Source organism: Paenibacillus sp. (assembly GCF_031177825.1).
Classification (GTDB): Bacteria; Bacillota; Bacilli; order Paenibacillales; family YIM-B00363; genus Paenibacillus_AE.
On record NZ_JAPSKE010000006.1, the window covers coordinates 270,609 to 290,879 of the forward strand.

The window sequence follows — 20,271 nt, forward strand, 5'->3', positions numbered from 1 at the left end:
GGCATCGCATGAAGCGCACGGTTGGAAAAGGGGAGGCGGGCCGCTCGCGGCGGCCGCGTCGAACGGACGGGAGGCGTCCGGCGATTCGCGCGGTCCGTTCGGGCCGGTCGGATCCGGCGGATCGCGCGGACGGCGCCGGCCGGGCTTACGAAGAGCTCGTCTCGAAGGTGATGGCTCATTATCCCGGCAAAGTCCGAAGCATCCGGCTGGTGTCGGACAAAGGGAAGAAAGCGGTCTGGGCGGTGAGCACGGACCGAGGGGAACGGATCGTGAAGAAGGTTTCGTTCGGCGACCGGGATATCGACTTCATGGCGTATGCCGTCGACTATATGCGTAAGAGGGGACTGCGGACGCCGGCCGTCATCCGCACGGCGGACGGCAAAAACTTCGTCTCGCTGAACGAGGAGCGGTTCGTCGTGTTCGAAGCGGTGCGCGGCAGAACGCCCGACTACGAACGCAAAGAAGAGCTTCGGCTGATTATGCGGAGCATGGCGCAATTCCATAAAGCTTCGCGAGGCATCGCGTCGCCGACGAGGTATTACCCGTCCCTGCTGCTATACGTCTGGGAAACGCGGAAACGCTCGAATATCGAACGGCTGACGGCTTGGAAAGCGGAGGCGGCGGCCAAGAAGAAGCAGACCGAGTTCGATCGATTGTTTCTCCGGCATGCGGATCCGTTCTTGAAGCAGGCGGAGCAATCGATCGAGCTGCTGAAGCGCGCCGGCTTCGAGGCATGGGTGGAAGAGCTTCGAACGAACAAGTCGCTCTGCCACCAAGACTTCGCCGCCGGCAACCTCGCGATCGGGGACGACGGGCAGCTGTACGTGTTCGACATGGACGCGCTGACGGTGGACGCGCCGATTCGCGACCTTCGGAAAATCTTGAACAAGGTCATGAAGAAGGGGGTCTGGGACCTCGAACGGATGGTGGCGATGCTGAAGGCGTATCAGGAGGTGAACCCGCTTACTTCGAAGCAATACCGCGCGCTGGTCGCGGAGATGTCGTTCCCTCATCTGGTGTATGGACAGGCGTCTAAGTACTACAAGAAGCGCGAGAAGACGGAGTGGACGGAGGAGAAGCACCTGGAGAAGCTCCGGGACATGATCGCCACGGAGCGGAGCAAAGACAAGGTGCTTCAGGCGTTCCTCGGCCGGATCGACGAGGTGATCGCGCATGGAAGAAAGAGGTGAGGCGCATGGCGCGAAGATCGCTCCATATCGCAATGATTTGTACGGAACGGCTGCCCGTCCCCCCGATCCGCGGCGGCGCGATCCAAATTTTGATCGGAGGGGCGCTGCCGCATTTGTCGAAGCGTCATCGGGTAACCGTCTATTGCGTCGCCGATCCCGAATTGCCGGAACGCGAGGTTTCGGGAGGGGTCGCGTTCGAGCGCGTGCCGAAGGAACGATATGTATATAACGTGGCCGTTAAGCTGGAGGAGGCCCGCAAGGCCGGATTGGTTTACGACGTCGTGCATGTGTTCAACCGTCCGGCCCATGTATTGATCTATAAATCGGCGATGCCGGAAAGTCGGTTCGTCGTAAGCCTTCATACCGAGATGTACCGAGAAGGGGTCATTACCGAGGAATTGGGTCGTCTTACCGTTCGAGCGATCGATAGGATCATGAGCATCAGCGATTATATCGGGGATACGGTCGCGACCCGGTTCCCGGGCGCGGCGGGCAAGCTGCGGACGGTGTATTCCGCCGTCGATCTACGCCGGTACGCGCCGGTTTGGACGGAGGAAGCGCAGCGGATCCGGGCCGAGCTTCGGAAGCAATACGGCCTCGAAGGGAAGAAGGTGATCTTGTACGTCGGTCGGATCAGCGCGGCGAAGGGACCTGACGTGCTGATCCAAGCGATGGAGCGCGTCTTCCATGGCGATCCGGAGGCGGTGCTGCTCATCATAGGCAGCAAGTGGTTTTCCGACGATACGCTCGACGAATTCGGCGAACGGCTTCGACGATCGGCGGAGGCGTTCGGGGACCGCATCGCGTTCACGGGCTTTCTCCCGCCGAGCCGGGTGCCCGACGCTTTCCTCGCCGGCGACGTCTTCGTGTGCAGCTCGCAGTGGCAGGAGCCGCTCGCGAGGGTGCACTACGAAGCGATGGCGGCGGGGCTGCCGATCGTGACGACGAACCGGGGCGGCAACGGCGAGATCGTCCGGCACGGCGTCAACGGGTTGGTCATCGACGACTACGACAACCCGGCTGCGTTCGCGGACGCGATTCTCCGCTTGTTCGCCAATCCGGAAGAAGCGGAACGGATGGCGCGGGCGGGCCGCGCGTTGGTCGAAAAAAATCATGGGTTCGAGCACGCGGCGCGCCGCCTCGAGCTGCTGTACTTGGCCGCCGTGAACCGCAAGAAAATAGAGTAGAGGGGAGGGACGGGCATGGAGCCGAATGCGGAACCTGCCGCGCTTCGGGCGCTGGCGCGGTACCCGTACGCCGTGCAAAGCGTCCGCCTGTTGTCCGACAAAGGGAAGAAGGCGGTATGGCACGTCGACGCCGAGGAAGCGGGCGGGTTGATTTTGAAAAAAGTGCCGTTCGAGGCCGAAGCGATCCGTTTCATGATCGCGGCGATCGACTATATGCGCGGAAGAGGGCTCGGGACGCCGAGGGTGCACCGGACGTCGGACGGCGGCGGCTGGGCGTCGGAAGACGGAGAACGCTACGTGCTGTTCGACGCCGTCCGCGGCCGCAAGCCGGAGTACAAGGTCGAGGCCGAGCTGACCGCGATGCTCCGCGGGCTGGCGACGTTCCACGTCGCTTCGCGAGGCTTCGAATCGCCGGCGGGCTTCTATCCGTCGTATTTGCTGCTCGAACGCGAAGCGGCGATGCGGCGGCGCGTCGAGCAGCTTGCGGCGTGGAAGAGGTCCGCCGCGGGCAAGGCGAGCCCGAACGGGTTCGACCGGCTGTTTCTAAGGAACGCCGACGCGTTCGTCGCCCAAGGCGAAGCCGCGTTGGAGCGGTTGCAGCGGACCGGCTACGGCGACTGGGTTCGCTTGACGCACGCGGCGAAGTCGTTATGCCATCAGGACTTCGCCGCGGGCAACACGGCCATCGGCGACGACGGGCGCTTCTACGTGTTCGATATGGATTCGCTGACGGTCGACGTACCGATCCGCGATTTGCGGAAAGTGTTGAACAAGGTCATGAAGCGGGACCTCGCTTGGGACTTGGACACGATGCTGACGATGATGAAGGCGTACCACGAGGTGCATCCGTTGACGAAAGACCAGTATGCGGCGTTGGTCGCCGAGCTGACGTTCCCGCATCTGGTATACGGGCAAGTGTCTAAATATTACGAAGGTCGGGAGCCGAGCTGGACCGAGGAGAAGCATCTGCAGCGGCTCCATGAGATGATCCTGACGGAATCGAGCAAGGAGCGCGTCTTGGAATCGTTCCTCTCCGGGTTGGACGCTTGGGTCCGCTAACCTGCGCCGCATGCGCGAGCCATCGCGCGGGCGGCGTTTTTTTGTTACGATGGAGGGACGGACAAGACGGTTTCGGATAAGCAGGGGAAGGGAGAGTCGCGGCATGGCGGGAACGCGAGGAAGAGGGCCGACGCTCTCGAAGGATATCAACCGCAAGCTGATCTACGAGGCGCTCAAGCGGCGAGGGACGACGACGCGGACGGAGCTTTCGGCGGCGCTCGGTCTTACGAAAAATACGGTGAACGCGATCGTGGAGGAGCTGGCGTCGGCGGGCTACGTCCGCATGACGGGGCTTACGGAGAGCGGCGGCGCCGGGCGGAAGGCGCTCGGCGTCGCGTTCGAGCCGGCGAACCGGAAGGCGCTCGGCTTCCAGCTGCTGTCCCGCTCGATTGTCGCCGTGACGACGGACCTGTACGGGACGCCGCTCGAGCGGAAGGAGCTCCCGCTGGCCGAGACGACGCCGGAAGCGGCGGTCGCGGCGGTCGCGGCGCATGCCGCGGCGGCGCAAGCGGCCGAGCCGAACCGCCCGCTCGTCGGCGTCGGGCTCGGCGTGCCCGCGCTGGTGGATCCGGCGTCCGGCCGCGTCGCGCAGTCGACGCATCTCGGCTGGCGCGACGTGCCGCTTGGGGCGATGCTCGCGGACGCGCTGCCGCTCGGTCGCATCCTGGTCGATAACAGCGTCAAGCTGGCGGCGCAGGGCGAGCTGTGGTTCGGGGCGGGGCGAGGGGCGAATCACTTCGCGTACTGCTCGTTCGGCGCCGGCATCGGCTGCGGCATCGCGATCGGAGGCGACATCGTACGGGGCGAAGGGGGACTCGCGGGGGAGCTGGGGCATACGGTCGTGGAGCCGGACGGCCCCCGCTGCGCTTGCGGCAACGCGGGCTGCCTTGAAGCGGTGGCGGGGCTGCCGGCGATCTTCGCTCGGGTGGCGGCGGCGACGGGAGAGCCGCCCGAACGCCTCGACGCGGCGGCGCTCGCGGAACGGGCCCGGCAAGGCGACGAGGTCGTCTTTAGAGAGCTGACGCGCGTCGGCCGCGCGATCGGCGCCGCGCTGGCGGCGCTCGTCAACTTGCTCAACCCGCGGTACGTCGTGTGCGACGGACCGCTCATGCTCGCCTCGGATACGCTGTTCCCGATCATCCGACAAGAAATGCGGGGGAGATCGCTCTCCCCCGCATCCGCGCAAGCGGAGCTCGTCCGCTCCTCGCTCCACCCGCTCGCGACGGCCGTCGGAGCCGCCGCGGGCGTCGTGCGAGCCTGGGAGCATCAGGCCGATCCGCTCGAGCCGATTCCGTTCTGACGGAATCGGCTCGTTCCGTTCTTATACACTTCTTCGATTCGCACTCGCGCGTCGTCGAGGCGGAACAAGACGAGATCGGCCGGGCTTCCGGCCGCGAGCGTCCCGACGCCGCCTTCGAGGCCGCTAGCTGCGGCCGGCGCGGCGGACGCCAGCGCCCAAGCCTCGTCCAGCGAGCACAAGCCTCGCTCCGCGAGCCGGCCGATGCCCTCGACGAGCATCTGCGCCGAGCCGGCAAGCAGCTTCGGGTTCGAAGCCAGATGGAGCCGCCCTTCCGGCGTCAGCACGACGTCGCCCCCGATGTGGGTTCGATACGCGCCCGGCGCGAGGCCGCTCAGATATACCGCGTCGCTGACGAGCGCGATGCGGCCCGCCTTCGCGCGGAGGAACACCTTAAGCACCGAATCCGGCAGGTGGAAGCCGTCGGGAATGACGCAAGCGGTCAGTTCGTCGGCGGCGAGCTGCTCCCAAATATAGTTCGGGTGCCGGGGCAGCAGGAGCTGCGCGGCGTTGCCGAGATGCGTGCTCATCCGCGCGCCGGCTTGGACCGCCTCGCGAATTTGCTCCGGCGTCGCCGCCGTATGGCCGATCGACACGATCGTCCCCGTCGCGGCCGCGCGCGAGATGAATGCGGCCGCGCCGTCCCACTCCGGCGACATCGTCACGATGCGGATGCGCCCCTCGGCCGCTTCCTGCCACCGAAGGAACGCGTCCCAGTCGGGCGCGCGGACGTACGCCGCCTCATGCGCGCCGCGCGAGCCGTCGACCGGCGAGAGGAACGGACCTTCGAGGTGGATTCCGCCGACGCACGAGCCGGTCAGGGCATCCTCCCGGCACGCCGCGGCGATCGAGCGCATCGAAGCCTCGATCGCTTCGTCGCTGTTCGTAATGACGGTCGGGAACACCGTCGTGACGGCTTGCGACAACAGAAGCCGCACGGCCTTCTTCACGTCGTCCGCCGCAAGCGGCGTCGTGTTGAAGTCGATGCCGGCGTAGCCGTTCACCTGCAGATCGACGAGCCCGGGCGCGATCCAAGGCAGCGCCTCGGCGGCGTCGCCGATCGATTCGATCGACGCGATGCGGCCGTCGGCGACGACGACGCGGACCGCCGCGCCGCTCCCGAGCAGACGGCCTTCGACGACGGCGCGGCTCACGCTTCCGCTCCCGCGTACGCTTCCGCGTCGACGAACAGCGTGCAATCGGGGTGGCGGCGAAGCACGGTGGCCGGGCAGGCGGCGGAGATCGGCCCGTTCAACGTCTCGGTCACGGCGTTCCGCTTCGTCGGACCGGGCACCATGCAGAACAGATGGGCGCCGGACATCATGAGCGGAATCGTGAGCGTCAGCGCGTGCGTCGGCACCGCGTCGAACGTCTCGAAGCAGCCGTCGTTCACTTGCTGCGTCCGGCACGCGTCGTCGAGCTCGACGGGCTTAATCAGGAGCGGATCGTCGAAGTCCGCGACCGGCGGATCGTTGAAAGCGATATGGCCGTTCTCGCCGATGCCGAGGCAGACGATGTCGATCGGCGCCTCCGACAGCAGCCGGCCGTATCGTTCGCATTCGGCGTCGATCTCGGAGGAGACGTCGATCAGATGGACGACGCCCGGGCGGACGAGATCGAACAGCCGATCCTGCAAGAAGCGGCTGAAGCGCTGCGGCGCGTCCGGGGCGAGGCCGATGTAGTCGTCCATATGGAACGCGGTGACGCGGGACCAATCGATGCCGTCCTGCGCGACGAGCGTCTCGAGGAATTCGTTCTGAGACGGCGCCGCGGCGAAAATCATGCGGACGCCGGGCTGCTTGGCGAGCAAGTCCCGCATCCGTTCCGCGACGGCGAGGCCGGCGGCCGTTCCGAGCTCCTTGCGGTTCGCATAGACGCGGACCTTGAGACGATCGACGAGACGTTGTTTCAACATGGAAAATCGCCCTTTCCGTAATTAGTGTAAATATTATACGAATTAGCTACAGTATGACGGAGGCGGCCCGGTTTGACAAGGGAAATCGTCAGCCGCCCGTCCCTCGCCGCAGCGCTTCCACCGTCGGCACGTCCGCCGGCGCCCAGGTAAGCGAGGATAGCTCCTCGACGCTGCGCCACTCGAGCCGTTCGTGTTCCTTCGCAACCAGAACGTCGCCCCGCGCGATCGCGGCGAAGTACGTGATCAGCCGCACGACGACCGTCTCGTATTGATGCGTATGGTCGGCAATGAGCGCGCCGACCTCGACCTCGACGCCGAGCTCCTCCCGAATTTCCCGGATCAACGCGTCTTCGGGCGCTTCGCCCGGTTCGATCTTGCCGCCGGGAAATTCCCACAGCCCCGACATCGACATGCGGTCGGAGCGGAGCGCGCACAAGACGTCGCCCCGCGCGTCGCGAATGACCGCTCCTACGACTTCAACGGATTTCATCGAATCCATCCCCCTTACTCGACTTATTGTACCATGTCCCGCGCCGATCTCCCGAAATTCGGGCATTACCGCGCTCGAGGCGCCATACATTGTATCGATAGCCGATCGAAAACGAATCTCGGGAGGTGGCCCCATGCAAGGTCGCATCGCGATCTGGCCCGCGCTTCTGTCCGCCGCCGCGTCGGTCTTGTTCCACGCGGCGCACGCGGCCGCGATGATCGTCGCCGCCGGCGCGACCGGCCTGCACGCGCACGCCCACCACGCGCAAGGCGGGGCGTTCGGGTGGACGGCTTGGCTCGGATGGGGCGCCAACGCCGTCACGCTGGCGTTGTGCGTCTTCCTGTTCGCGTCGTACGTACGCCATCGGCGGGACGACCGCCGCAAGGCCGCGTCGCATCTGGCCGTCTGCCTGACGTCCTTCGCCGTCGTCGCGGCGACGACCGCTTGGTCCGTCCTCTAGCGGCGTCGAATCGGTATGATTTTTTTCCGGCGGAGGGCGCAAACATGATCGACAGGAACGGATCGCATTCCCGTTCGGTTTTTTTATCAGTCGTTCCTGAAGCCGACGGAGTCGGCCGTCCGCCGCGGGACGAACGACGCATGGCGATGGACGGAGGAGAGCCGGTCGTTTCATTTTCTAAACGAAAGAGACGTTCGACGCGGAACGACCCGCGGATTGTACGCCAAATGAGACGAGCCGCTTCGGCGCTTGCGGAACTGCTTCTTTCGGCCGAGCGAGCGCGTCCGTTCGACACCGTTAGACGAAAAGTTGCTCTCCGGGCAGGACTTCCCGCACCTGGCGAAGAATACACTCTACTTAGGTTCTTTCGAAAAGCGCGATAGCCATTTACGACTAGGACAAGGTGGAGCTTACCATTGGAAGTTCTCGATAAGATGCTTGGTCTTCGCCCGGAGGATCGGCGCAAGGTGTGGCTGATGGGGAGCGTGTTTTTCCTCGCCGGCGTCGCCGAGCTGTTAAATTATACGTCGTTCATGGCTTTGTTCAACGGCCGGTTCGGCACGCAATATCTTCCTGTCATGTATATCGTCGAAGCGTTCCTGCTCCCGCTGGAAGGCTGGGCGCTCGCCTGGGTGTCCCAGCGCATGTCCAAGCCGCGCTTCATGACGTTGATGTACGCGTCCTTCATCGCGCTGTGCTTCGCGAACGGCGCCTTGCTGATCGGCATGCGCGCGACCGGCGCGGAATGGCTCGCGTTCTACCCGTTCCTGTTCATCACCTCCAACTTCGTCGTGCGTCAGCAGACGCTCCTCATGTGGAGTACCGCGTTCGACCTATGCCCGACGCAGCAAGCGAAGCGGGTCATGCCCGTCTTCGTCTCCATGGCCATCCTCGGCGGCGTCGCCGCGGGCGTGCTGTCTCGCGTCCTCGCGCCGTCGCTCGGCGCCGAGGCGGTTTACTTCCTCGGTCCGGTCGTGCTCGCGCTCGGCTTCGTCAACTTTCGCAAGTCGCTGAAGCGGTACTTGGTGCCGCTCACGATCAAGGAGGCTGCCGCGGACGAGTCGAACGAGGCGGCGCCCTCCGCCTTCTCTTACGTCCGGGACACGCTGCGTTCCCCGTTCCTGCTGACCGCCATCGGCATTATGACGTTGATGCCCGCCCTCTATTTCCTTATGGAGTACCAATACTTTACGTCCGCGCAAGCGGTGTTCGCCGACGAGCACGAGCTGACATCTTTCTACGGCTTAATGGTCATCCTTTTGTTCTGCGCGGCGTTCTTGCTCCAGCTCGTCTCCAGCAAGCTTATGGATAAGCTCGGCGCCAGCAATATGCTCATCGCCATCTCCGCGATCTTCCTGCTCGGCTTCGCGATCGTCGTCGCGTTCGTCGATTCGACTCTCGCGCTCCCGGCGGTGTCGATCGGGTACAGCTTGACGTATCTTCTCCTTTATTATTTCGCGGAGCCGAGCCATCAGCTGTTCTTCAAGATGCTGCCGCTGCACAAGCGCGACGGCATCCGCTTCATGGCCCAGTCGATCGCGGCCTCCGCGGGCATCCTGATCGGTTCGGGCTTATCGATGCTCCATTCCGAGGGCGGCGTCGGCATGCTCGGCCAGGCGGCGCTCGGCGCGGGGCTGTCCGTCTTGCTGCTCGGCATGTCTTGGGCGGCGCGCGGCCTCTACGTGAAGGAGCTCGTCCGAAGTCTCGAGGTCGGCGTCGCGTTCGCGCGCGACGCGCTGACCGAGCTGCTCGGCTCGCTCAGCGCCGGCCGGCTCGCGAAGTCGCTTACCGACCATCTGCATCACCCGAACGAAGCCGTGCGCGAGGTCGCCATCGAGCTGCTGCGGCACAACCCCGATCCCGCGCGTACGGAGGAACTGCTGCGGTGCGCCGAGACGTCTTCGCCGCGCGTTCGGGTCGCCGCCTTGAAGGCGGTCCACCCGAGCGGCTGGCTGTCGCTCTCGCCCGACCGGCGGCTGCAGTTTCTCCGCGACTCGGACGCGGAGGTGCGCGCGGTTGCGTTCCGGACGCTGCTGACGACGAACGCGCCCGCCGGCGAGAAGCGCGATTGGGTGCGCATGGCGCGCGGCGACGCGAGCCCCGCGGTGCTCGCCGAGGCGCTGCTCGCGACGATCGAGGTCGGGGCGGCCGCCGAGACGGACGAGCGCGCAGCGGCCGACCTGCGGCGCATGCTGGACGAAGGCGGCGAATCGGCCGTATCCGCCATGAGCGTCATCGGCGAGCGCCGGCTGCGGGAATTTTTCTACGACGTCCTCATGCGTCTCGGCGATCCGCGCCCGTCGGTCAAGACGGCGGCGGTGCGGACGCTCGGCAAGCTCGGCGGGGAGGAGGCGGCCCGCGAGCTGATCGAGGCGATGATCGGCGCGGACACCGAGACGCGCGCCGCCGTCGCCGATGCGCTCGCGAACATCGGCGACGCGGCGGTGCCCGTCCTTGCCAAGGCGCTGCAGTCGCCGCACTGGAACGTGTGGCAGACGGCGGTGTCGGTGCTGAGCCTCGGCCGCGGCGACAAGGAGGTCCGGCACCTGCTGGTGCCGTCCTGCGTGGAGCGGCTCGCGGAGCTGCGCGAGGTGCGCCGGTACGGCGCCATGATCGCCGAGCTCGGCAGCGAGGAGTGGACGAGCCTCGCGGCGATGCGGACGGACGAAATCCGCAGCGTCGCGCTGGACGCGGTGTGGAGCGTGATGGTCCGCTTCGGCGACGAGCGAGCGGTGCCGCAAATCCGCAAGGCGATCGAGGATCCCGAGGAAGAGGTGCGGGACAACGGGATGGAGATTTTGTCCGAAGGCCTCGGCGACGCGCGCCTGTCGGCGGCGCTGCTGGCGTTCTACCGATACGACCAGACGATGCGGGTCGCCGCGGAGCCGGGAGAATCGTCCGGCGCTCCGCCGGTCGTGACCGACGCTTGGCTGCAGGCGATCGCCGTGAAGGCGAAGGCGGAGGAAGGGGAGGCGGCGTTCATGAGCCGATGGGAGTATTTAAGCGCCCTCGATAAAATGGTGTTTCTGAAGCAAGTGCCGCTCTTCGAAAACATCTCGCTCGAAGAGCTCGGCCGCGTCGCCGGCATCGCGAACGAGAAGACGTACGAGGACGGCGAGTTTCTGGTGAAGCAAGGGGAGCCGAGCGTCTCCTTGATCGTCATCGTCGAAGGGCACGTGGAGCTGAGCGGGCGCGACGCCGCGGGCAAGGAAGGCACGGTCGGCGTCTTCGGACCGAAGCAGTCGTTCGGCGAAGGGGCATTGTTCGACGACCGGCCGTCGCTCGTCTCCGCGCAAGCGTTGTTCGAGCCGGTGCGGGTGCTGGAGATCGAAGGCGGAGAGATGTCGAAGCTCGTCAGGCTGTACCCGGACATCGGCGTCGGCTTGCTGCGGGCGGCGGGCCATCGCATCCGCACGCTCGAGCAGCTCGTGTTGAAGCTCGGGTAAGGAGGGTTGACGGTGGAGGATCGCCTGCATATGGAGTTGGCCGCCTCGCTTCAAGAGCTCGGTCGGATGGGCGAGGCCGTCGCCGCGTTCTGCGAACGAGGCGGGATTGACGAGAAACTGTCGTACGCGGTGCAGCTCGTCTGCGACGAGTGGGTGACGAACGTGATCGCGCACGGCTACGGCGGCGCGCCCCCCGACGCCGGGGAAGCGGCGATCGAGTTGACGATCGAGCGGACGGCGGATTCGCTGCGGCTCGCGTTCGTCGACCGAGCGCCGCCGTTCGATCCGCTGACGCACCCCGAGCCGGACGTGGACTTATCGGTGGACGAGCGGGAGGTCGGAGGTCTCGGCATTCATTTTATGAAGAAAATCATGGACGCTTGCGAGTACGAACGCATCGGCGGACGCAATCGGCTGGCGTTGACCAAGAAGCTCGGCACACGGAGGGAAGGCCAAGATGAACATCACGGTTGAAAAAGACGGCGAGGCGCTTTCGATCGCGCTCGCCGGACGGCTGGACGGCACGACGGTGCAAGCGGTGGAGGAGGCGTTCCTTGCGGAGCTCGCCGCCGGCGAAAGCCGCTTCGTCTTCGATCTGGAAGGACTCGATTACGTCAGCAGCGCGGGATTGCGCGTCATGCTGCTCGCGGCGAAGAAGACAAGGGGCGTCGGCGGCAAGCTCGCGCTGTTCGGCTTAAACGAGAACGTCAGAGAAGTCTTCGAGATTTCCGGCTTCCATAAAATCTTCGCGTTGTTCGCGACGCGGAGCGAAGCCGCGGCGTTCGTCTCTGCGCCGTGATCGGGGCGGGGATCGCCGCGCTGTCGATCGCGTTAGCCGCGGCCGTCGCCTACGCGGCGCACGCGGCCGTAGAGCGGCGGCGGATGCGCACGCTGTTCCGCGTCAGCCTGCGGGTGGGCTCGACGATCAAGCGCAAGGAGTTGCTTCGCATCATTATGGAAACGGCGGAGAAGACGCTTCGGGCGGAAGGCTCCTCGATCATTCTCCTCGATAAGGAGCGGCAGGAGCTGTTCTTCGAGGTCGCTACGGGGGAGAAGGGCGACGAGGTGCGCGAAATTCGGCTGCGCATGGGCGAAGGCATCGCCGGCTGGGTCGCGCAGACGGGCGAATCCGTGCTCATTCCGAACGCGGCGAAGGACCCCCGCTGGTCGAACCGGGTGTCGAACCGGGTCGGCATGCCGACCCGAAACATGCTCTGCGCGCCGATCGTTTCGAACGGCGAGACGCTGGGCGTGCTGCAGGTCATCAACAAGAAGCGGAACGGCACGTTCCGCAGGAGCGACCTCCGGCTGCTGGAGCTGATCGCCTCTCCGGCGGCGGTCGCGCTCGAGAACATGCTGTTGTACGAAGCGCTCGTCAAGTCGATGGAGACGCTGCGGGAGACGACCGCCGCGAAGGAGCGGATGGAGAGCGAGCTGAAGATCGCGCAGGACATCCAGCGCAGCTTCCTCCCCGGCGACGCGGCGTCGATCGCGCGGGTGGAGCTGGCGGCGCGTCTGCAGCCGGCCAGGGAAGTCGGCGGCGATCTGTATCACTTCATCGAACTGGGGGAGGAACGGCTGCTTCTTTGCCTCGGGGACGTGTCGGACAAGGGGATGCCCGCGGCGTTGTTTATGTCCGGTCTTATGATCTGGATCCAGGCGAAGGCGAAGGCGTACGATTCGCCGGCCGCGATCGTCGCGGACATTAACCGCGAGGTCAGCGACGAAGACTCCACGATGTTCGCGACGATGTTCTTGGCCGTGCTCGACGCTCGCACCGGGCGGCTCCGGTACTGCGACGCGGGGCATTGCACCCCGTACTTGCTCGGGGAGGACGGCGCGGCGACGCCGCTCGAGACGTCGAAGCATTTGCCGGTGGGCGTGTTCGAGGATACCGAATACGAGGATCGGGAGATCGTGCTGTCGCCGGGACAGTCGCTCGTTCTGTATACGGACGGCATCACGGAGGCGGAAAGTCCCGCCGGCGAATGGTTCGGGACGAACGGGCTGATCGAGGCGTTGTCGAGCTGCGGCGGGCTCTCGCCGAGGGAGGCGGCCGACGCGCTCGTGGCGCGCGTACAGTCGTTTTCCGAAGGGTTGCCCCCCTCCGACGACATCGCTGTAATGGCAGTAAAATACGGAAAAATCTAGGTAATTCATCTCATAAAAAAACTGTTGCGCGCGTGAGAAACCGTGTGTAACAATGGGAATATCTTCGTGCTACGATCAACCCAAGGGGGTGAGGAAATGCCGTTCCACGAGAAGAGCGCAAGGCTTGAGAAGGCGTCTTCGAGCCGACCGAAGAAGAGCCTCGGAACGACCGGTGGAAGCGCTATCGCTTCGATCGCGGGGTTGCAGCAAGGACTCGGCAACCGGGGAATGCATCGATGGATCGCGCAGATGAAGCGCGACCCGTCGATGCCGGTCCAACGCGCGGCGTCGCCGGAGGAGGAAGAGCTACAGATGAAGCGCGATCCTTCGCGGGCGATCCAGCGCGAATCGGAAGGCCCCGAGCTGGAGGAGGAAGAGCTCCAGATGAAGCGCGACTCTTCGAAGGCGATCCAGCGCAAGTCGAATGGCATTCCGGAGCCGGTGCTGCAGAAGATGGAAGCTTCGTTCGGCGCGAGCTTCGAAGGCGTGAACATTCACGTCGGCGGCGAAGCGTCCGAGGTCGGCGCCCTCGCGTATACGCAAGGGAGCGACATTCATTTCGCCCCGGGGCAGTATCGGCCGGACACAAAGTCCGGGCAAGAGCTGCTTGGACACGAGCTCGCCCACGTCGTGCAGCAGCGCGAGGGACGCGTGCAGCCGACCGCCGAAGTGGCCGGGGTGCCGCTCAACGACGAGAAGTCGCTCGAAGCTGAAGCCGACCGGCTCGGGGCGAAGGCGGCTGCCGGCAGATGAACGCAACGACCGCGCTTCGGCCATACGAACACCCTTGGGAGCACATCACGGACGAATTGCGGCGGCTCGACGTATGGATCGATGCCGGCCTGCAGTCGATGACCGCGCCGGCGGACGACCCGGCCTTGGACCCGTTCCGCGGGCTCGTCGTCACCGAGTCGGAAGCGAAGCAGCTGCTTCAGGACGATGGCCGGTTCGCGGCGATAGACCATGAACGACAACAAGAACTCGACGCATGGGACGGTTATATCGCTTCCCGCGTCTCATCTACGATCCAACAAGGGTATCCGCTGCCGCTGCTCCGGCTGCGGGACGCGTTCCGGTTGACGGATCGGGACGTTCGCTGCCTCGTCGCGACGATGGCCCCGGACCTCGACCGAAAGTACGAGAAGCTTTACGCGTACCTGCAAGACGACATGACCAGCAAATTCGCGACCGTCGATCTATTGCTGCGCCTCTGCTGCCGGTCCGAGAGCGAACGAAGGGATGCCCTCCCGCGACTACTCCCATATTCCCCTTTCTCCTCTCTCTTGCGCAAGGAGCAGCCGGACGGCGGCGCGGCTCGATCCGCGTTGTCCCGGCCGATCCGCGCGGACGAACGGATCGTCGCTTACGCGCTCGGTTTGCATTGGACGTATGCGGGCCCGATGGCCGGCATGCGGCGATACGACGCGGCCGAGATTCCTCCCTCTTTGACAATCGACCAAGACGTCGGCGAGAAGCTGCAAGCGCATATCGCGGCTTCGCCTTCGTCCCCCGTCGTCTACCTGCTGCACGGCCCGACGGGCTGCGGCAAGACGCTGCAAGCCCGCCTCGCCGCCGCTTCGATTCGTTGCGGGCTGCTCGAGTGGGATGCGTCGACCGCGCCCGCCGAGGAAGAACCCTTCCGAGAAGCGTTGGAGCTGGTCATGCGGGAGGCACTGCTGATCGGGGCCGTCCCGGCCTTCGACCGGCTGCATGCGCTCGCGGGCGACCGGCGGCTCGAGTGGCTCGCGGACCGGCTGCGCGGCCTCGAGGGCCCCGCATTCCTCCTGTCGGAGAAACCGTGGATGCCCGAGAGACCGCTCGAAGGCGCCGCGTGGATCGACGTCCCGCTGCGGCTGCCGGACCCGGCGGCGCGCCGACAACTATGGAAGGCGGCCGCGGGCGGCGCGTTCGCGTTGTCCGATGCGGAGGCGTCGGCGCTCTCCGCGAAGTTCCGCTTCACGACCGGCCGCATCGAGCGGACGGTGCGGACGGCGGAGCGGCTGCTCGAGTGGGAGCGGGGGGGCGGCCTTGCCGAAGCGCCGCTCGATTCGAAAGCGCTCCACCGCGCCGGATACATGCAGGTCCGACACCGGCTCGGCGAGAAAGCGGTCAAGCTCGAGCCGAAGTTCGCTTGGGAAGATTTAATCCTGCCGGACGATACGAAGTCGCTGCTGCGCCAGGCGTGCAACCGGCTGTCGTACCGTCACGTCGTGTTCGACGAGTGGGGCTTCGAGCGGAAGTTCGCGTACGGCAAGGGCATCTCCATGCTGTTCACCGGTCCGCCGGGCACCGGGAAGACGATGTCGGCGATGGTCATGGCGCGGGAGATGGACGCGGAGCTGTATCGAATCGACCTGTCCCGCATGGTCAGTAAATACATAGGCGAAACCGAAAAAAACTTAAGCGATATTTTCGACGAAGCGCAGTTATCCGGCGCGATTTTGTTTTTCGACGAAGCGGACGCGCTGTTCGGGAAGCGCTCCGAGGTGAAGGACGCGCACGACAAGTACGCGAACATGGAGACGTCGTTTTTGCTCCAGAAGATGGAGGAGTACGACGGATTGACGATTTTGGCGACGAACTTCTCCCAGAACCTGGACGAGGCGTTCACCCGCCGCATCCAGTTCATCGTACGATATCCGTTCCCGGACCCCGCGCAGCGGGAGCAACTGTGGCGCTCGACGTTCCCGAAAGAGTCGCCTGTCGTGCACGATATCGACTTCGAATACTTGTCCCGCGCGTTCGACCTCGCCGGCGGCCCGATCAAGAACGTCGTCCTGACGGCCGCGTTCCTGGCGGCGGAGGACGGCGTCCCGATCGGGATGAAGCACATGATCGAAGCGGTCAAGCAAGAGTACAAGAAAACCGGCAAAGTGTTGCTGAAGGATCGACTCGGCGCGTACGCCGATTGTTAAGGGAGGCTGGAGAACATCGCGGAATATACGGTCATCGCCGACGTGGGCATGTCCATTGTGGGACTGCTCCGCGAGGCGCTCGTTCCCGATCTGATCGCTCATCCCGACGGCGTCGGCCTCGCGCATCCGGCCGATCGAGGGGATCTGAACCTGTCGTTGTTTCTGTACGGAATCAAGGAGAACACCGACTACCGCAGCAGCGACTATATCGACGGGGGCGGCGGCGAGCTGCGCTTCCCGCCGATCGCGCTCGATCTCTTCTATTTGGTGACGGCGCATTCCGCGTCGGACATCTTGTCCCGCGGCATCGACGAGCATCGCATTCTCGGCAAGACGATTCAGACGTTGTACGACAACGCCGCGCTCAAGGGCGGCCAGCTCGTCGGCTCCCTCGCGGGATCCGGCCAGACGATCAAGATCGCGAAGCAAGACGTACCGCTCGAGACGGTGATCAACTTCTTCCCCGACTCGCCATATAAGCTGTCTCTGAGCTACGCCGTCGGTCCGGTGTTCGTCGATTCGACCCGGACGAGATCCGTCTCTCGCGTGACGGAGCGCAGGATCAAGCTCCAGGACAAAGGCTGACCGCGGACTCGGCGGCGCCGACCTTGCCCCCGATGCACCGATCGGCCGCCGCTTCGCATCACGAAGCGCGTCCGGCCGATCTTGCTAATAAACATCCCCGGAAGGAGGAACCGGTTACGGTTGTACTTACGCGCACGGCGTACATCCGAATACCGGGAAAACATGGCGGAGTATTTATCACCAGGCGTGTATGTGGAGGAATTCGATAGCGGCGGGCAGCCGCTCGCCGGCGTCAGCACGAGCACGGCAGGCTTCATCGGCCTTGCGCAGCGAGGTCCTGCGGAGGGCCTCCCGACGCTCGTGACGAGCATGAACGATTTCAAACGCAACTTCGGCTCTTATCTTTCCGAAAATCAATTCGGCTCCTATCGGTTCCTGGCTTATGCTGTAGAGCATTACTTCGTCAACGGGGGATCCCGCGCTTACATAATGCGGGTGGCGCCGAACGACGCGAAGCCGGCGAGCGGCTCCGCGGGTTCGCTCACGCTGACCGCCCGCAATCCGGGCGCGTGGGGCAACGCGGTGCAAGCGGTTCTCGAGCCTTCCAGCAAGGCGAAGACGCAAATTTACGAAGTCGTCGGCGACGCGAAATATCGCGTCAAGAACGGCGCCGGCTTCAACGCGGGCGACGTGGTCGCGTTCGAAGCGGCCGGCGAGAAGCAGTACGGCAAGGTCGTCTCCTCCCGCGATAACGTCATCGAGCTGGAAGCGGCGCTCGAAGGCGACGTCGTCGACGGCGGCCTTCTCCCGGCGAAGGTGCTCTCGACGTGCGAGTTTACGCTCACCGTCGCGTACGGCGACGAGGTCGAGCAATTCGAGAAGGTATCCCTAAACATCGCTGCGGCGAACTACGTGGACAAGGCGGCGGCCCGCTCGAATCTTGTAGCGGTAACCGCGGCTCCGAGCGACGCGGCGGTGCATCCGCTCGAAACGCTCGGCGCATCGACGATCTCGCTGTCCGGCGGCTCGGACGGTTCCGCGGGCGCTTTAAGCGCGGCGGACTTCATGGGCGAGGACAACGGACCGGGCAAGCGAACGGGCATCCAAGCGTTCATCGATAACGACCAAGTCAGCCTTATGGCCGTTCCGGGCGTGACGGAGCCGGCGGTGCAGCTCGCGCTCGTGGCGCACTGCGAAAACCTCGGCTCTCGCTTCGCGATTCTCGACATTCCGCGCGAGAAGACGAAGGTGCCGGACGTGCTGACGCACCGCGACATTTTCGACTCGAGTTATGCAGCGATGTACAATCCATGGCTTCAGGTGTTCGACCCGCTCGAGAAGCGGAACATCTTCATCCCGCCGTCCGGCTCGATCGCAGGCGTCTATGCGCGCAGCGACAGCACGCGCGGCGTCGAGAAGGCGCCGGCGAACGAAGTCATTCGCGGCTGCACGGGCCTCGAGGTGCAGTACAACAAGGGCGAGCAAGACATCTTGAACCCGAAGGGCGTCAACCTGATCCGCAGCTTCTCGGGCCAAGGCATTCGGGTGTGGGGCGCGCGCACGACGTCGTCCAACGCGCTCTGGAAATACATCAACATCCGCCGTTTGTTCATCTTCCTGGAAGAATCGATCAAAGCGGGAACGAATTGGGTCGTCTTCGAACCGAACGACGAGCGTCTGTGGGCGCGCGTGCACCGGACGATCGACGCATTCCTGACGCGCGTATGGCGCGGCGGCGCGCTCATGGGCTCGAGCCCGGGCGAGGCGTTCTACATCGACATCAGCCGCAACACGATGACGCAGGACGACATCGACAACGGGCGACTCGTTTGCGTGATCGGCGTCGCGCCGGTGAAGCCGGCCGAATTCGTCATTTTCCGCATTACGCAGAAGACGAACGAGCAATAATTTACGCGTATCGATTCAGCTATTTTTTAAGGAGAGGAAGAAGAGCACATGGCGGGCGAACGTAACGATCCGTATCGCAAGTTTCGATTTCGTGTGGAAATAGAAGGCATTGAACAAGCAGGTTTCAGCGAGGTGTCCGGCTTCGACGCGTCACTCGACGTCGTCGAGTACCGCGAAGGCACGGACGTCATCACGCCTCGGAAGCTGCCGGGTCTCGCGAAGTACGGCAACATCTCCCTGAAGTGGGGCGCGACGGATTCCATGGATCTGTACGAGTGGATTCAAGAGTGCATCGTGGAAGGCGTCATCGAACGCAAGACGGTCACGATCATCGCCGTCAGCGAAGAGGGCGAAGACGTGGCGACGTGGCAAGTGATCGAAGCGTGGCCGGCGAAGTATACGGCGCCGGACTTCAACGCGACGGCTTCCGAAGTGGCGATCGAGCTGCTCGAGCTGGCGCACGAAGGCATGACGCGCACGCAGTAAGGATCGTTCGGGCGGAGACGGGGGAGGCTTGCGGCTGGCCTCCGTCTCTTGCTCGTTTTACGAAACGAGAATGCATTTTTCTTGGATCACGAGAGCATGGATTTCCTCGGAAAACAGGCTTCCGTGTTCCAAGAAACTTAACCGCCCAAGGAGGAAGCAGACAACATGGCATTCAAGACGGAATACGAATTCGAGCTGCCTAGGGGATATGTTGACGAGAACGGAAACTTGCATCGAAGAGGCACGATGCGGCTCGCGACCGCGGCGGACGAAATTTTGCCGATGCGCGACCAGCGGGTGCAGCAAAATCCCGGCTATCTGACCATCATCCTGCTGGCTCGCGTCATTACGAAGCTCGGCGATCTTCGCGCCATCGACACGAAGACGATCGAGAAGCTGTTTACGGCGGACCTTGCGTTCTTGCAAAACTTCTACCGCGAAATCAACGAAACGGAAAAGCTGACCGTTCGGGCGATGTGCCCGAAGTGCGAGCATGAGCACGAGGTGGACATCTCTTTTTTGTCCGAAGCGGAAGGGGCGTAACGTTGTATCCGGAAGACCGGCTGTACGAAGAGACCGGATTCATCGCGTACTACTTCCATTGGACCCACGACGAAATTATGAATATGGAGCATAAGGAACGTCGCCGTTGGTGCGAGGAAATTTCCCGCATCAATCGGAAGATGAACGACGACGGTTCGGAGAAAAACAATCCTTTCGACGTGTTTAAGAAGAGGTGAACGTAACGCATGGCCCGAACGAATACGGCCGACGACCGGCCGCAAGTGTTCGGCTCGCACCGATTCATGGTGGAGCTCGACGGGATGCTGGTCGCCGGCTTCTCCGAAGTGAGCGGCTTGTCCGTGGAGACCGAGCTGGAGGAAATCGCGGAAGGCGGAGTCAACCACTACATGCACAAGCTGCCGAAACAGACCAAGACGCAGCCGCTCGTCTTGAAGCGCGGCGTGACGGTGACGAACGAGCTGTGGACGTGGTATTCGAACGTCGTCGGCGGCACGATCACGCGCAAGAGCGGGTCGGTCATTTTGTACAACGAGAAAGACGTGGAGCTGCGGCGTTGGAATTTCTACGAAGCGTTCCCGTACAAGTGGACGGGACCGGAGCTCCATGCGTCGAACAGCGCGGTGGCGGTCGAGTCGATCGAGCTCGCGCATAACGGCTTGAAGGCGGTGTAGTTTGCCGAGGGGCGCGCGGTTGTGCGAACGGGGCGGTAGAACGGAG

20 protein-coding genes are annotated in these 20,271 nt (G+C 64.2%); 17 read left to right on the plus strand and 3 right to left on the minus strand.

What is annotated here, in order from left to right; translation table 11 throughout:
* The first annotated feature begins 8 nt into the window (after positions 1-8).
* The 4 genes from RIN49_RS09940 (at position 9) to RIN49_RS09955 (ending at position 4,736) form a co-directional block, all read left to right on the plus strand.
* Positions 9-1,190, plus strand: coding sequence for a CotS family spore coat protein (locus tag RIN49_RS09940; RefSeq protein ID WP_309120020.1), 1,182 nt, complete (start codon positions 9-11; stop codon positions 1,188-1,190).
* Between the two features lie 5 nt (positions 1,191-1,195).
* A complete protein-coding gene (locus tag RIN49_RS09945) occupies positions 1,196-2,377 on the plus strand; it encodes a glycosyltransferase family 4 protein (RefSeq protein ID WP_309120021.1) in 1,182 nt (393 codons plus the stop codon).
* 15 nt (positions 2,378-2,392) lie between these two features.
* The gene (locus RIN49_RS09950; protein WP_309120022.1) at positions 2,393-3,436 is read left to right on the plus strand and encodes a CotS family spore coat protein; all 1,044 of its coding nucleotides are present in this window, start codon (positions 2,393-2,395) and stop codon (positions 3,434-3,436) included.
* Between the two features lie 103 nt (positions 3,437-3,539).
* Positions 3,540-4,736, plus strand: a complete 1,197-nt coding sequence (locus RIN49_RS09955; RefSeq protein WP_309120023.1) for an ROK family transcriptional regulator — start codon at positions 3,540-3,542, stop codon at positions 4,734-4,736.
* On the opposite strand, the gene RIN49_RS09960 is transcribed toward RIN49_RS09955, so the two are convergent.
* From RIN49_RS09960 to RIN49_RS09970, 3 genes are all read right to left on the minus strand, one after another.
* Positions 4,703-5,887, minus strand: a complete 1,185-nt coding sequence (locus RIN49_RS09960) for an N-acetylglucosamine-6-phosphate deacetylase (protein ID WP_309120024.1) — start codon at positions 5,885-5,887, stop codon at positions 4,703-4,705. The genes RIN49_RS09955 and RIN49_RS09960 overlap by 34 nt on opposite strands.
* Entirely contained in the window at positions 5,884-6,648 is a 765-nt protein-coding gene (locus RIN49_RS09965; RefSeq protein WP_309120025.1) for a glucosamine-6-phosphate deaminase, read from the minus strand. The genes RIN49_RS09960 and RIN49_RS09965 overlap by 4 nt, the downstream gene beginning before the upstream one ends.
* 88 nt (positions 6,649-6,736) lie before the next feature.
* The gene (locus RIN49_RS09970; protein WP_309120026.1) at positions 6,737-7,138 is read right to left on the minus strand and encodes a (deoxy)nucleoside triphosphate pyrophosphohydrolase; all 402 of its coding nucleotides are present in this window, start codon (positions 7,136-7,138) and stop codon (positions 6,737-6,739) included.
* 133 nt (positions 7,139-7,271) lie between these two features.
* Here RIN49_RS09970 and RIN49_RS09975 point away from each other — a divergent pair, with 133 nt between their 5' ends.
* From RIN49_RS09975 to RIN49_RS10035, 13 genes are all read left to right on the plus strand, one after another.
* Complete coding sequence (locus tag RIN49_RS09975) at positions 7,272-7,598, plus strand: hypothetical protein (protein ID WP_309120027.1); 327 nt, start codon at positions 7,272-7,274, stop codon at positions 7,596-7,598.
* Positions 7,599-8,014: 416 nt separating this feature from the next.
* The gene (locus RIN49_RS09980) at positions 8,015-11,044 is read left to right on the plus strand and encodes an MFS transporter (protein WP_309120028.1); all 3,030 of its coding nucleotides are present in this window, start codon (positions 8,015-8,017) and stop codon (positions 11,042-11,044) included.
* A gap of 12 nt (positions 11,045-11,056) precedes the next feature.
* Positions 11,057-11,518, plus strand: a complete 462-nt coding sequence (locus RIN49_RS09985) for an ATP-binding protein (RefSeq protein WP_309120029.1) — start codon at positions 11,057-11,059, stop codon at positions 11,516-11,518.
* Positions 11,502-11,843, plus strand: a complete 342-nt coding sequence (locus RIN49_RS09990; protein ID WP_309120030.1) for an STAS domain-containing protein — start codon at positions 11,502-11,504, stop codon at positions 11,841-11,843. The genes RIN49_RS09985 and RIN49_RS09990 overlap by 17 nt, the downstream gene beginning before the upstream one ends.
* Positions 11,840-13,195 (plus strand): PP2C family protein-serine/threonine phosphatase, encoded by a 1,356-nt coding sequence (locus RIN49_RS09995; protein WP_309120031.1) that lies wholly within the window; start codon positions 11,840-11,842, stop codon positions 13,193-13,195. Before RIN49_RS09990 ends, RIN49_RS09995 begins: the two co-directional genes overlap by 4 nt.
* A 96-nt stretch (positions 13,196-13,291) precedes the next feature.
* Entirely contained in the window at positions 13,292-13,948 is a 657-nt protein-coding gene (locus RIN49_RS10000) for an eCIS core domain-containing protein (protein WP_309120032.1), read from the plus strand.
* A complete protein-coding gene (locus tag RIN49_RS10005; RefSeq protein WP_309120033.1) occupies positions 13,945-16,110 on the plus strand; it encodes an AAA family ATPase in 2,166 nt (721 codons plus the stop codon). Before RIN49_RS10000 ends, RIN49_RS10005 begins: the two co-directional genes overlap by 4 nt.
* Positions 16,111-16,158: 48 nt before the next feature.
* Positions 16,159-16,695, plus strand: a complete 537-nt coding sequence (locus tag RIN49_RS10010) for a Pvc16 family protein (RefSeq protein ID WP_309120034.1) — start codon at positions 16,159-16,161, stop codon at positions 16,693-16,695.
* Positions 16,696-16,887: 192 nt separating this feature from the next.
* Complete coding sequence (locus tag RIN49_RS10015; protein ID WP_309120035.1) at positions 16,888-18,543, plus strand: phage tail sheath family protein; 1,656 nt, start codon at positions 16,888-16,890, stop codon at positions 18,541-18,543.
* Positions 18,544-18,591: 48 nt separating this feature from the next.
* Entirely contained in the window at positions 18,592-19,029 is a 438-nt protein-coding gene (locus RIN49_RS10020; RefSeq protein WP_138191638.1) for a phage tail protein, read from the plus strand.
* 165 nt (positions 19,030-19,194) lie between these two features.
* Positions 19,195-19,572, plus strand: a complete 378-nt coding sequence (locus tag RIN49_RS10025; RefSeq protein WP_138191636.1) for a phage tail assembly protein — start codon at positions 19,195-19,197, stop codon at positions 19,570-19,572.
* Between the two features lie 2 nt (positions 19,573-19,574).
* Positions 19,575-19,769 (plus strand): DUF6760 family protein, encoded by a 195-nt coding sequence (locus RIN49_RS10030; RefSeq protein ID WP_138191634.1) that lies wholly within the window; start codon positions 19,575-19,577, stop codon positions 19,767-19,769.
* 9 nt (positions 19,770-19,778) lie between these two features.
* Positions 19,779-20,225 (plus strand): phage tail protein, encoded by a 447-nt coding sequence (locus RIN49_RS10035; protein WP_309120036.1) that lies wholly within the window; start codon positions 19,779-19,781, stop codon positions 20,223-20,225.
* The last annotated feature ends 46 nt before the right edge of the window (positions 20,226-20,271 follow it).